Source organism: Kitasatospora sp. NPDC048286, from assembly GCF_043201735.1.
In the GTDB taxonomy this organism is placed as follows: domain Bacteria; phylum Actinomycetota; class Actinomycetes; order Streptomycetales; family Streptomycetaceae; genus Kitasatospora.
The window spans coordinates 313,839-326,258 of sequence record NZ_JBICZE010000003.1 but is presented as its reverse complement, the minus strand read 5'-3'; the positions used below and the strand labels follow the sequence as shown (position 1 = coordinate 326,258).

14 protein-coding genes are annotated in these 12,420 nt (G+C 72.4%); 9 read left to right on the top strand and 5 right to left on the bottom strand.

All coding sequences use genetic code 11. The features are described 5' to 3' along the window. The first annotated feature begins 28 nt into the window (after window positions 1-28). Complete coding sequence (locus ACGF13_RS09090; protein WP_392870786.1) at window positions 29-244, top strand: MbtH family protein; 216 nt, start codon at window positions 29-31, stop codon at window positions 242-244. A gap of 79 nt (window positions 245-323) precedes the next feature. Here the strand turns inward: ACGF13_RS09090 and ACGF13_RS09085 are convergent, their stop codons facing one another. Together ACGF13_RS09085 and ACGF13_RS09080 are read right to left on the bottom strand one after the other, a co-directional pair. Then, window positions 324-1,757, bottom strand: a complete 1,434-nt coding sequence (locus ACGF13_RS09085) for an APC family permease (RefSeq protein ID WP_392870783.1) — start codon at window positions 1,755-1,757, stop codon at window positions 324-326. Window positions 1,758-1,862: 105 nt separating this feature from the next. Beyond that, window positions 1,863-2,894 carry a chitinase gene (locus tag ACGF13_RS09080; RefSeq protein WP_392870780.1) on the bottom strand — a complete coding sequence of 344 codons (1,032 nt, stop codon included), beginning with the start codon at window positions 2,892-2,894 and terminating at the stop codon, window positions 1,863-1,865. 235 nt (window positions 2,895-3,129) lie between these two features. On the opposite strand from ACGF13_RS09080, the gene ACGF13_RS09075 reads away from it, so the two are divergent. Both ACGF13_RS09075 and ACGF13_RS09070 read left to right on the top strand, forming a co-directional pair. Next, window positions 3,130-4,371, top strand: coding sequence for a glycosyl hydrolase family 8 (locus ACGF13_RS09075; protein ID WP_392870777.1), 1,242 nt, complete (start codon window positions 3,130-3,132; stop codon window positions 4,369-4,371). A 137-nt stretch (window positions 4,372-4,508) separates the two neighbouring features. Beyond that, window positions 4,509-7,271, top strand: coding sequence for a BTAD domain-containing putative transcriptional regulator (locus tag ACGF13_RS09070; protein WP_392870774.1), 2,763 nt, complete (start codon window positions 4,509-4,511; stop codon window positions 7,269-7,271). A gap of 16 nt (window positions 7,272-7,287) precedes the next feature. Here the strand turns inward: ACGF13_RS09070 and ACGF13_RS09065 are convergent, their stop codons facing one another. Next, on the bottom strand, window positions 7,288-7,881 hold the full coding sequence (locus ACGF13_RS09065) for a hypothetical protein (RefSeq protein ID WP_392870771.1): 594 nt from the start codon (window positions 7,879-7,881) through the stop codon (window positions 7,288-7,290). Between the two features lie 199 nt (window positions 7,882-8,080). Between ACGF13_RS09065 and ACGF13_RS09060 the strand changes: the two genes are divergently transcribed. Next, on the top strand, window positions 8,081-8,353 hold the full coding sequence (locus ACGF13_RS09060) for a hypothetical protein (protein ID WP_392870769.1): 273 nt from the start codon (window positions 8,081-8,083) through the stop codon (window positions 8,351-8,353). Next, complete coding sequence (locus ACGF13_RS09055; protein ID WP_392870766.1) at window positions 8,350-9,513, top strand: hypothetical protein; 1,164 nt, start codon at window positions 8,350-8,352, stop codon at window positions 9,511-9,513. The genes ACGF13_RS09060 and ACGF13_RS09055 overlap by 4 nt, the downstream gene beginning before the upstream one ends. Before the next feature lie 48 nt (window positions 9,514-9,561). Here the strand turns inward: ACGF13_RS09055 and ACGF13_RS09050 are convergent, their stop codons facing one another. Both ACGF13_RS09050 and ACGF13_RS09045 read right to left on the bottom strand, forming a co-directional pair. Continuing rightward, window positions 9,562-9,768 carry a DUF397 domain-containing protein gene (locus ACGF13_RS09050; RefSeq protein ID WP_392870763.1) on the bottom strand — a complete coding sequence of 69 codons (207 nt, stop codon included), beginning with the start codon at window positions 9,766-9,768 and terminating at the stop codon, window positions 9,562-9,564. Continuing rightward, window positions 9,765-10,592, bottom strand: a complete 828-nt coding sequence (locus tag ACGF13_RS09045) for a Scr1 family TA system antitoxin-like transcriptional regulator (RefSeq protein ID WP_392870760.1) — start codon at window positions 10,590-10,592, stop codon at window positions 9,765-9,767. The genes ACGF13_RS09050 and ACGF13_RS09045 overlap by 4 nt, the downstream gene beginning before the upstream one ends. 102 nt (window positions 10,593-10,694) lie before the next feature. On the opposite strand from ACGF13_RS09045, the gene ACGF13_RS09040 reads away from it, so the two are divergent. The 4 genes from ACGF13_RS09040 to ACGF13_RS09025 all read left to right on the top strand — a co-directional run bounded on the left by ACGF13_RS09040 (window position 10,695) and on the right by ACGF13_RS09025 (window position 12,354). After that, window positions 10,695-11,048, top strand: coding sequence for a hypothetical protein (locus ACGF13_RS09040; RefSeq protein ID WP_392870757.1), 354 nt, complete (start codon window positions 10,695-10,697; stop codon window positions 11,046-11,048). After that, window positions 11,045-11,260: a hypothetical protein gene (locus ACGF13_RS09035; RefSeq protein ID WP_392870754.1), complete on the top strand. Its 216-nt coding sequence runs from the start codon at window positions 11,045-11,047 to the stop codon at window positions 11,258-11,260. Before ACGF13_RS09040 ends, ACGF13_RS09035 begins: the two co-directional genes overlap by 4 nt. A 136-nt stretch (window positions 11,261-11,396) precedes the next feature. Then, window positions 11,397-11,795 carry a VOC family protein gene (locus tag ACGF13_RS09030; protein WP_392870751.1) on the top strand — a complete coding sequence of 133 codons (399 nt, stop codon included), beginning with the start codon at window positions 11,397-11,399 and terminating at the stop codon, window positions 11,793-11,795. A gap of 160 nt (window positions 11,796-11,955) precedes the next feature. Further along, entirely contained in the window at window positions 11,956-12,354 is a 399-nt protein-coding gene (locus ACGF13_RS09025) for a hypothetical protein (protein ID WP_392870748.1), read from the top strand. Window positions 12,355-12,420 lie beyond the last annotated feature (66 nt).

Here is a 12,420-nt window from a genome sequence, read left to right as displayed (position 1 = left end):
GAACACCCAGAGAAAAGGAAGACACCCCATGGCGAACCCCTTCGAGGACGCGGACGGCACCTACCTGGTGCTGGTCAACGACGAGAACCAGCACTCCCTGTGGCCCGCCTTCGCCGAGGTACCGGCCGGCTGGACCGTCGCCCACGGCCCCGACACCCGCCAGGCGTGCCTGGACCACGTCGAGGCCAACTGGACGGACATGCGGCCCGCGAGCCTGGTCCGCGCGATGGCCGAGGCCGGCTGACCGGCCGCACCGCTCCAGGGGCCCGGGACACCGGGCCCCTGGACACCGGAACCCCTGTTCGCCGGGCCCCTGGACACGGCTAGCGCGCCTCGACGCGCTGGGCCTCCAGGTACTCCTCGCGGATCTCCCTGGGGCCGAACGGCCAGGCGCCCTCGACCTTCGACCAGACCAGGTAGGCGAGGCCGCCGAGGCCGACCCAGGCCAGCGACCACTCGATGGGGTGGACACCGTCGTTGGCCTTGTCCGCGTAGCCGTAGATGACCAGCCAGCCGACGGCGGCCAGGATGCTCGGCAGCGGGTAGAGCACCATCTTGTACGGGCGGGCGAGGTCCGGCTGCCGCTTGCGGAGCACCGTGACGGCGGCGATCTGGGCGAGCGCCTGGACGATCACCATGACGCTGGTCAGCAGGGCGATCAGGACGCTGAGCGGCGGGTGCGCGGCGGAGCTGCCGACGTGCCGCGCGAACAGGAAGCCGGCGGCGGTGACGGTGCCCATGGCGACCAGGCCGAGGACCGGGAAGCCGTGCCGGGGGTGCAGCCTGGCGAAGGAGCGGAAGAACATCCCGTCGCGGGCCGCGTCGTACGGCACCCGGGAGCCGCCGAGCAGGCCCGCGAAGACGGAGGCGAAGGCGGTGACCAGGATCAGCACCGTCACGGTGTCGGCGGTGCCCTTGCCCCAGGTCCGCTCCAGGACGGCGGAGGCGACCGACGTGGAGGCGACGTCGTCCGGGTCCAGCATCGAATGCCAGTCGATCACGCCGAGGACACCGATCTGCATCAGCAGGTAGATGGCCATGATGGCGAGGATCGAGAAGACGATGGCGCGCGGCATGACCCGGCCGGGGTTCCTGATCTCGGCGCCCAGGTAGGAGGCCGTGTTGTAGCCGAGGTAGTCGTAGATGCCGATGGTCAGTCCGGCGGCGAAGCCGATCCAGAACTGCCCGTGGGTCAGCTCGACGGCGTGGGCGGGCCAGGTGAAGGCCAGCGAGGGGTGGAAGTCGGTGAAGGAGGCGAGGATCACCGCGCCGACCGAGACGATCATCACGCCCCACATGGCGACCGTGATCCTGCTGATGTCCTCGACCCGGCGCCACAGCAGCAGCACGACCAGGGCGAGCACCGCGACACCGACGACGTCGCCCTGAAGGGTCGTCATGTCCGGCCACAGGTAGGCGAGGTACTGCACCAGGCCCTGCACCCCGGTGGACATGATCAGCGGGATGAAGAGCATCGCCGTCCAGACGAACAGGAACGGCATCAGCCGCCCGGTGCGGTACTGGAAGGCCTCCCGCAGGTAGACGTAGGTGCCGCCGGAGCCGGGCAGCGAGGCGCCGAGCTCGGCCCAGACCAGGCCGTCGACCAGGGCGAGCAGCGCGCCGGCGACCCAGCCTATGACGGCCTGCGGACCGCCGAAGGCGGCGACCATCAGCGGGATCGTCACGAAGGGCCCGATGCCGCACATCTGGCTCATGTTGATCGCGGTGGCCTGGAACAGGCCGATTCTTCGGGTCAAGCCTGAGGACACGGGTGGCTCCGGGGTGTGGGGGCGGACCTGGGAGGTGGTGGCGCAAAGGACGATCCGGCGGCTCCTCCCGGCGGGCCGCCCCCGCCGGAGGGCTCAGCCCTGGTACTGGACGACGATCTTGGTGAAGTCGTACGGGGACTGCGCGACGCCGCTGCACGCGTCGGCGTCCGTGCCGGAGCCGCAGGCGCGGTCGCGGTTGACGGACCAGAAGGAGAAGCGGGCGAGGTGGTGCTGCTGGGCGTAGCCGAGGATGGTGCGGAAGTCGCCGGTGGTGACGGTCTCCCCCGCCTCGTCGGTCTTCCCGTTCATCGAGGAGACGCCGATGTGCCGGTACGCCACGTCGTCGGTGTAGCCGTAGGCGCTCTTGACCGCCGCCTTGAGCCCGTCGAGCGCGCTGACCGTGGCCTGGCCCATGGTGCCGCTGTGCCCGCCGAAGTCGAAGGGCATCACCACCCAGCCGTCGTTCGCCAGGCCCGCGGCCGCCCCCCGCTTGATCAGGTCCTTGCCGTTGGCGTCCGGGCCGGTCGGCGTGGTGCCCAGGGTGACGTAGGTGACGATGCCGGGGTTCCTGGTCTTGACGATCTTCAGCGCGTCGACCACCCGCTGACGGACCGTCGCGTTGCCGAACTCGGTGTTCTCGATGTCGATGTCGAGCGCCTTCAGCTGGTAGGCGTCGATCACCTTCTGGTAGGCGCCGGCCAGCGCGCTCGCGCTGGAGCACTTCTCGCCGAGCTTGTTCCCGCTCCACCCTCCGACGGAGATCACGACGTCACCGCCGGCCGCTCGGATCGACTTGATGGCGGCCTCGTCGGAGCCCCCGGTGAGCGCCCGGCTGCCGTCCCACTTCGGGTTGCACCCGCCGTCGGAGAGGATGAAGGCCAGGGTGAACCACTTGACGCCGGTCGCCTTCATCACGTCGGTCGGCTTCTGCGGGTTGCCCCAGCCGAGGTACTCGTACGGCGCGGCGGCCATCCCGGGCACGGCCGCCGCGGCGGAGGCCTCCGTCGCGGCGGAGGCCGAGGGGGCCGCCGTCGCGGAGCTCGCGGGGGCCAGCAGGAGGGCGGCCGGGCCGAGGGCGGCGACCAGCAGCGGGGCGGTGAGACGGACTCCAATGGTCGTGCGCACGCCAACTCACTTTCGTCGATCCGTCGGATGCCTCACAGAATCGGGGCACCGGGCGCCAGGGTCAATGAGTTTGGTTAGGAAAGTTTCCCAATGGTGCACCAGTGGCACGCCAGTGACGCCGCGTCCCGACGGACCGTCGACTTTCGGAAACCTGCCTAACTATGACTCTTGACGCGCCCTCGTCGGATCGCGATCCTGAACCGCACTCCCCGCACGACCAGAGAATCGAGCAGACATGCGTCGACTCAAGAGTGCCCTCGCCACCGCCGTGCTGGCCCCCACCGTCCTGGCCCTGCTGCCCGCCACGAGCGCCACGGCCGCCGCCGCGCCGAACGTCCCCTTCGGCAGCCACACCTTCCCGTACGCGGCGGGCACGCTGCGCCCGAGCGGCGCCCAGGCGACCATCGACCAGCAGGTGATCGACAAGTACAACGCCTGGAAGTCCGCCTTCCTGAAGCAGAACTGCGGCAACGGCTGGTACCAGGTCATCTCCCCCGACGCCGACCACCCGTACGTGGCCGAGGGGCAGGGCTACGGCATGGTGATCACCGCCCTGATGGCCGGCGCCGACGCCAACGCGAAGACCGCCTTCGACGGCCTGGTGAAGTACATGCTCGCCCACCCGTCGGTCAACAACGCCAACCTGCTGGCCGCCGAACAGGACGCCTCCTGCAAGAGCGTCAACGGCTCCGACTCGGCGACCGACGGGGACCTCGACGTCGCCTACGGGCTGCTGCTCGCCGACCGGCAGTGGGGCTCCACCGGGACGTACGACTACAAGGACCTCGCGGTCAGGCACATCAACGCGATCAAGGCCAGCGAGATCAACCCGACCACCCACCTGACCCGGCTCGGCGACTGGTCCGGCTCCGGCGACTCGCTGTACTACGTCACCCGCTCCTCCGACTGGATGATCGACCACTTCCGCGCCTTCAGGACCGCGACGGGCGACAGCGCCTGGGACACCATCCGCACCGCCCACCAGAACCTGATCACCTCCCAGCAGTCCACGTACGCCTCCGGCACCGGCCTGCTGGCCGACTTCGTGGTCAACACCAACACCACCCCCAAGCCCGCCGCCGGGCAGGTCCTGGAGAGCCCCAACGACGGCGACTACGGCTGGAACGCCTGCCGCGACCCGTGGCGGATCGGCGCCGACGCCGTGACCAGCGGCGACCCCGCCTCGCTCGCCTCGGCGCGCAAGCTGAACTCCTGGATCAGGACCAAGACCGGCGGCAACGCGGGCAGCGTCGTCACCGGCTACCACCTCAACGGCTCGGCCTTCGACACCGGCAAGGACATGGCGTTCACCGCGCCGTTCGCCGTCACCGCCATGACCGACCCCAACTCCCAGGCCTGGCTCGACGCCCTGTGGGGCAAGCTGGTCTCGACGCCGATCGACTCCTCCCTCTACTACGGGAGCAGCGTCCAGCTCCAGTCGATGATCGTGGTCTCCGGCAACTACTGGCTGCCGTAAGCCCGTTGGCCCCCGGCGACGGCCGGCCCCTCCCCGCGGGGGCGCCGGCCGCCGCCCTCCCTCCGCCGCCGCCGTGAACGGCCCGATAAGGTGCAGGCCCGAGGGGGGCCGAGGACCGACAAGACCACAGGTGCGACGTGCGGATTCTGCTGCTGGGACCGTTGGAGCTGCGGACCCCCGAGGGCGCGGCCGTCCACGTCGGAGGCGCCCGGCGCCGCGCCGTGCTGGCCACACTCGCCCTGGACGCCAACCGCGTCGTCCCGGTCGAGCGGCTGCTCGACCTCGCCTGGGACCACACCCCGCCCCCCACCGCCCGCGCCGCACTGCAGGGCCACGTCGCCAGACTGCGCGCCCTGCTCGGCGACGGTCTGCACCTGGAGACCCGCGCCCCCGGATACGTGCTGCGCGCCGACCCCGACCTGATCGACGCCCACCGGCTGGACCGGCTGCTCGACCGCGCCCGCACCGAAACCGCCGACGAGGCGGCCGTACCGCTGCTGCGCGAGGCGGTCGCGCTGCGGCGCGGCCCGACACTGGCCGACTGCGGCTCCACCACGCTGCGCGAGGGCGCGGCCGCCCGGCTGGAGACGCTCAGGATCGAGGCCCTGGAACAGCTCGCCGAACGGCTGCTGCGCACCGGCGGGGCCGCCGACCTGACCGGCGAACTCACCGAAGCACTGGCCGGGCACCCGCTGCGCGAGTCGCTGGTCCGCCTCACCATGCTCTGCCTGCACCGGGAGGGCCGGACCGCGGAGTCCCTCGCCCTCTACGAGGCGACCGCGCGGCGGCTGGCCGAGGAGGCCGGGATCGACCCCGGCACCGCACTCCAGGAGGCCCTCGCCCACCTCCGCCCCGCACCGCGGCCGCGGCCCGTCGCCGCACCGGCCCGACTGCCGCGCGAACCCGGCCGCTTCGTCGGACGGGACACCGAACTGGCCTGGCTGGGCCGCCAGAGCGGCGCGGACGGCGGCCCGACCACACCGGCGGACGGCGGCCGGCGGCTGCTGCTGGTGACCGGCCCGGCGGGCGTCGGCAAGACGGCGCTGGTCCTGCGCTGGGCGCACCGCAACGCCGCCGCCTTCCCGGACGGCCGGATCGGCGTCAACCTCCGCGGCTTCGACGAGACCGCGCCGCTGAGCCCCGAGGAGGCGCTCACCGAACTGCTGCGGGGCCTCGGCGCCGAGGACGGCGCCCTCCCGGCCGACCGGGAGGAGCTGCTGGCCGCCTGCCGGACGCTGCTGGCCGGCCGGCGGGTGCTGCTCGTGCTGGAGAACGCCCGGGACGCCGAGCAGGTGCTCCCGCTGCTGCCGGCCGAGCCCGGCTGCGTCATCGTGGTGACCAGCCGCCACCGGCTCACCGGGCTGCTCGCCGTCGAGGGCGCGCGGGCGCTGTCCCTGGAGTCGCTCCGGGCCGAGGAGGCCTTCGGGGTCCTGGCCGGGGTCGCCGGCCGGCCGAGACTGGAGGCCGAACCGGAGGCGGCGGAGCAGGTGGTCGGCCTGTGCGAGGGGCTGCCGCTGGCGCTGCGGATCGCCGGCTCCCGGCTGGCGACCCGGCCGCACTGGCGGGTCGCCACCCTGGCGGGCGAACTGTCCGACGAACGCTCCCGGCTGGCGGCGCTGGCCACCCAGGGCGCGCTGAGCGTCGCGGCCGCCCTGGAACTGACGGTCCGCACGCTGCCCGAGCCGGCCGTCGCGCTGTTCCGGCTGCTCGGCGTCCACCCCGGCCAGCAGGTCGACACCGCAGCGGCGGCCACCCTGGCCGGCACCGACCGGCGGACGGCCGCCGCCGCGCTGGACCTGCTGCACCAGGCCCACCTGGTCGAGGAGAGCGCGCCCGGACGCTTCGAACGCCACGACCTGGTGCGGCTGCACGCCCGGCAGGCCGCCGAGGAACTGCCCGCCGCCACCCGGGAGGCCGCCCTCGCCCGGCTGGTCGACCACTACCTGGCCGCCACCGCCGCCGGACTCGTCCTCGCCCGGCCGGACGCCCGCCACCACCTCCCGGCCCACCCGCCGACCGGCGGCGCCCCGCGGTTCGCGACCTCGGCGGACGCCCTGGCCTGGTTCCGGGCCGAGGAGCCGGCCGTCCGCGCCCTGATCGCCCTGGCCTGCCGGTGGGACGCCCACGAACACGCCTGCCGGATGGTCGAGAACGCCGGCTACCTCTACCTCGACGCGGGCCTGTTCCGCGCCTGGGAGGAGGCGGCCCGGCAGGCACTGACCGCGGCCGAGAGCGCCGGCACCGCCGCGAACTGGCCGCACCTGTACTCCAACCACAGCCTCTCGCTGGGCTGGCTGGGCCGCAGACCGGAGGCCCTGGAGCAGTCCGCGCGCGCCGTCGCCGTCGCCGACCCGCAGAGCCTGCCGGTGCTGCGGCACCGCTACCTCAGCATGCGGACGAGCTTCGCGGACGACCACGGCGAGCCCGGCACCGCCCTGCCGGGCTTCACCGAGACGGTGGCCCACGCACGCGAGTTGGGCGATCCCCGACTGCTCTCCCAGGCGCTCAACAACCTGGCGCACACCCTGTACCGGGCGGGCCGGGCCGCCGAGGGGCTGGAGCCGATCGAGGAGTCCCTGGAGCTGCTGGCCGGGCGCGAGTCCGACCCGTACCTGGTGATCTCGACCAAGACCTACGCCCAGGTGCTGCGCGCCCTGGGCCGCACCGACGAGGCCGTCGAGCAGATCCACCGGGCGCTGGAACTCGGCCGGGCGCAGGGCAACCAGGCCCACGCGGAGTTCGACTTCGCCGACTTCATGGGGCAGGTGATGGACGACCGGGGGCTGGTCGCCGAGGCGCGCCGGCACTGGGAGCGGGCCCTGGAACTCGCCTCCGAGCAGGGGCGGATGACCCGTCAGGTGGAGCTGGTGCAGGCCAGGCTGGCGCGCCTGCGGCCGTGACCGGGGTCGGGGCCGGTCAGCCCCAGGGCGTGGTCGAGGCGGTCGACGTCGTCGAGGGGGTCGACGTGGTCGAGGCGGTCGTCCGGGGCGCGGTGGCCGGCTGGGTCGTGCCGCCCGTGGAGGTGACCCGGCCGCCCGGGGCGGCGGGCCGCAGGAAGTCGGCCCCGTAGCCCGAGGTGGTCGTCCGCACGCCCGGGGCCGTCGAGACCACCGGAGCGTTGTGCGCGGCGCTGGTCCGGCGTACGGCGGGGGCGCCCGGCACCGCCGAGGGGTCGTCGCCGTCCGGCTCGACCCGCTCGATCCGCAGTACCAAGTTGCGGTCCTGGCGGTCACCGGCCTGGTCGCGGTTGCGACTGTGCACGACCTGCGTCAGCACGCCCCGGATCTCCTGCCACCGACCCTGGACGGCACGGACGTTGGGGCACCAGCCGCCCTGGTCCCGGTGCTCCAGGTCGAGTTCCCAGCGGTCCGCCTCGACGAAGTGGACGGCACCGACCTCACCGGGGATCTCCACCGCAGCGGCACCCCGGACGGTCACCACCGCCCGCTGCGGGAACCGCCCCTCCACCGCCGTCACCGTGATCCGGCTCGACCCCTGGTACCAGGCCATCGCTGTCCTCTTCCTCGTCCGTCCTTCGAGCCGGCTGCCGACCGGCCTCAGCCGGTACCACGGACGGCACCCCCTCCCGGGTTCGACCCGCCCGCGTCCGGTCTGAACCCGGCGGGCCACGGCTTCCGTTCAGCGTGGCGAATCCCGGCCCGCACACCGCTGCGGCCGCCCGCATCCGGCCCGAACGGGAGTGACGAACGTGACCAGTACGGTGAAACGGCGGCGGACCACCCTGGTCTGCACCGCGGCGGCCCTCGGCCTCGCCGTGGCCGGAGCCCTCGCGGTACTCGCCCCACCGCCGTCGCCCAGCCCCGTCCAGGCGCACCCGGTGGAACGGACGGAACCCGCGGTGGCGTACGACCCGGCGCTGCGGCCGTCGGGCACCTCACGCAGCGGGGTCCGGGCACTGCTGCCCGGAGCGGGCGCCCCGGCCGACACGGCCCTCCTCGCGGACGGGCAGGGCCCGCGGTGACCGAACAGCACAGCGGCTCGCCCGACACCCCACCGCCCGCCACCGGCCTGCAACTGCCGTGGGTGAACGCCGAACCGGTCGCCCCCTCGGGCCCGGGCGCCGCCGAACGGCTGCGCACCGCCCTGCGCCAGGCCAGGCAGCGCGCCGCCGGGCTCGGCACGGCCGCCCGCACCGCGGCCGCCCGCCGGATCGCCACCCGGCCGGCGCTCCGATTCCCGGCCCGCCGCCCACTCGGACCGGGCGCCCGCAGGCCCTGGGACGCCCGGCGCGTCACCATGGTGGCGGCGATGGGCTGCGGGGCGGTCCTGCTGCTGCTCGCCCCCTTCCTCAAACCCGACGCCACCCCCGGCGACCCGGCCGCCGCGACCGCCCCCGACGCCAGCTCCTCACTGGGCAGCCACGGCCGGCACCGCCCCGCCCCCACCGACCCGCCCACCACGGCCGGCGCCACGCCCACGGAAACCCCCAGCCCCACGGCCACCGAGTCGACACCCCCCTCCCCGACGGCCGACCCCACCACGGCACCGCCGCCCCCGGCCGCCCGACCCACCACCAGCGCCGCCCCGCAGGCCGCCCCGCCACCGGCCCCGGCCGCGCCACCCGCCGCACCCGCCCAGCCGGCACCCGCCGCACCGGCCCCGCAGCCCGCCTTCCAGGCCGTCGCCGGCTTCGGCTGCTCAGGCCCCGGCGGCCACTTCCAGGAGGTCGGGGCGTTCCGCCAGGGAACGGACGGCTGGGTGACCGTCAACAGCGGCGGCCTCACGGGCGACTCCTGCGACGGTCGCTACGAGGCGGTGCCGATGTCCGGTGACAGGAACAAGGACGACAACAGCACCTACGCCCTGTGGACCTTCGACGTCGGCGCGGCGGCCACGAGCTGCGGCGTCTCGGTGTACGTCCCCGCCTCCGGCTCCATCCAGCAGGTCGGCGGCGCCCCCGCCTACTACACGGTGGCCGGGACGGCGGGGGCCGACCTGGGCTCCTTCACCGTCGACCAGATCGGCCACCGCGGCAGCTGGGTCGAGGCAGGAACGTTCCGCCCCACCGGCGGCTCCCTGGTCATCCACCTCCACAACCGCGGCCAGGACTGGGCCGGCTCCGGCCAACCCACCCACGCCCACATCGCCGCCGCCCCCGTACGCGTCACCTGCCGGCCGTGACCTGAAGAGGCCGCCCAGGCCGCGAAACGGCCGGGGCGGCCCGTGCAGTCACACCGCGCCGAACTCACCGCTACGAACGGCGGCGACGAAGGCCGCCCAGGCCTCAGCCGGGAAGACCAGAGCCGGCCCCCCGGAATCCTTGGAGTCACGGACAGGGACAACGCGGACAGAATCGACCAAGTTGCCCGCAACCTCGACGCAATCGCCGCCGTTGCTGCTGTACGAGGATTTGAACCAACTCGGTTCGGCGATCACGGCAGTTCCTCTCTTAGCTGGCTGATCCGGGCCACAGACTCCGCCTGCGAGAGTGCGAGGGCCTGTAGCTGATAGTAGGCCGTGAGCGTAGGCCGAACCGCGTCGCTGTCCCGCTCCAAGTGCCCCTGCTGTGCAGACTCCGCGTAGGACATCAGGGATCGGTTGGCGAGAGTGAGGATGTTCACCGGAAGGTCGAACGGCCTTGCTTCGCCTATGGCGTACGGAGCCACCTGGAGCACCGTGTGCGGCATCCTGGCGAACTCCACCAGGTGGTCCAGTTGAGCGGCCATCACTTCAGCGCCGCCTACCGGACGCCGGATACAGCTCTCGTCCAACACCGCATGAATCACCGGTGAGGGTTCGCGGCGGAGGTTTGCCTGTCGCCGAGCCAAGTACGCCACCCTCTCGTCGGCCTGCTGCTGAGTGATGTTGTCCCGTTCAACGGCAGCCGTCGCGATGGCTCGTGCATAGGCCATGGTCTGGAGCAAGCCCGGCACGATGCCGAGCGTGAACAACCGCACCTCGGTGGCCTTTGACTCCTGCGCGACATAGTCGGGGAAGCCTTCGAGAATCGCCGAGTCCTTGTAATCGAGCGCCTTCCGCGCAAAGACCCGGTCCAACCCAAATGCCTTGTCAAGTTCGCGTGCAAGGCGAGCGGTTGGGGGGCGCCGACCAGTTTCCACGGCTGACACATGCGTTGGCGAATAACCAATCGCAAGTGCCACGTCGTCCTGGGTCCAGCCTCGCTCCTCGCGCAAGCCTCGAAGAAAGATGCCGAACTTCGCCGAAGGGCCAGAGTCAGGGCTCAGCTCAACCTTGTTCACAGGCACCTCTCCAAGCACGTCTGACAGGTTGAAGGGATCCCAAGCCTAGAGGACAGTTGGCGCTCACGGTAGCCGTTTCACTACGGAGAGGAGCGGGCGTTGATGTCGCGCCGGAACCAAGTCGAGGTCGCCCCCAAGGACACCGAGCGCTTCACGGTGGTGATCTACCTCGCCAAGACGAGTGTCGCGTTCCCCGAGTTGGAGATGCGGAGCTGCGAGGACTACGCGCTCGCCTTCGGGTGGCGGGTCTCCGTGACCATCGTGGACGACGAGTTGGAGAAGTGCCCGGAGCAGCGGCCCCTCCTCCAAGCCGCGCTGCAGACGATCAAGGACAAGAGCGCCGGTGCGATCCTGATCGCGTCCCAGGCGACCGTCTCCCCCATCGACGGCGAGTACCGCGAGTTCGCCAGGCAGGTCGAGAGGGCCGGCGGCTTCGTCCAGGTGACCCGCCGATGAGCACCGAACCGACGCCCCGACAGGAGCGCTACGAGATCCACCTGATCGACGCCAAGAGCCCGCACTTCCGTCTGTTGGAGTGCTGGGCCCTCTGGGACCGCGACCGGCACCAGCACGTTCATGTGCCGCGTTCGTCGGAGCGGATCATGCGCTTCTACACCCAGGCCGCCGCCGAGGCGTTCCTCCGCTACGCGCCCGATGACGCCTTCTGACGGACCCGAGGGAACCTGCATTCGGCCCCGTCCCGCGACGCGCGGGACGGGGCCGCTCCATTCGTCCCCTTCTGCGCGCCAACCTGCCGCCATATATCCCGAGTCGAGCATCAGTGCCCCTTGCTACGGTGACCGGATGACATCGGTCAAGAACTTCCAGGTCACCATCGACTGCGCGGACCCCGTGCGCCTCGCCCACTTCTGGGCCGAGGTGTTGGGGTACGTCGCGCCGCCCCCGCCGGAGGAGTCCGAGGAGCCGGTGAACTGGTTCGCCTGTACCGATCCGTCAGGTGTCGGACCGCGACTGCTCTTTCAGCGCGTCCCCGAGGGCAAGGTCGTCAAGAACCGGGTCCACCTCGACGTTCGGGTGGGCACCGGGCTCGTGGGCGAGGAGCGGCTCGCCGCGCTCGAATCCGAGTGCGCCCGGCTGGTCTCCCTCGGCGCGGTGCGCGGCACCCTGCTGCTGGCCGACGGCCAGAACGAGTCGTGCCAGGGGATGCAGGACATCGAGGGCAACGAGTTCTGCCTCGACTGAGCAGCACCCCTGACGGTTTCGGCCCCGTCCTGCGATGCGCAGGACGGGGCCTTCCGATGCTGCCGGTGCTCCAGCGATCATGGTCGGCATGAGCGACCGGTTCGAGAAGGACAGTGGTGATTCCCCGCCGAGGTGGACCGAGGAGGTGAGCCTCCGGACCGTGGACCGGGACGGCGTCCTTCGGCCCATCGTCATTCGCCTCGGTCCGCCGGACGCCACCATCGTCGCGCTTCTCGACGACGGCTCGCCGACCGAGATCAGCGGGACCGACTACCTCGACTGCCTCACCCGGATTCGCCGCCGGCTGGAACAGGACGGCCGGCTGCTGTGCTGCCAGGGGGCCCGTCCCGGCGTCCACGCTTCCGGGCAGCTGCGCCAGTTCACGGGCGGGCGGGAGGCGTACGTCCATGACCCAAACGCCAGGGGCGAGGCCCTCGCGACCGTCGACGTCTTCGATCCGGCACGGCCCGAGGAGGTCGTGAGTCTCGACGAGCAGCGCGCGGCCTTCTTCCGCCTCTGGAAACGGGAAGCCCCGCGGCAGGTGACCGGGCACGAGTAGCCGCGCCGAGGAGCCCACGCCCGTCCCCGGTATCGGCGGCCCCGTCCTGCGATGCGCAGGACGGGG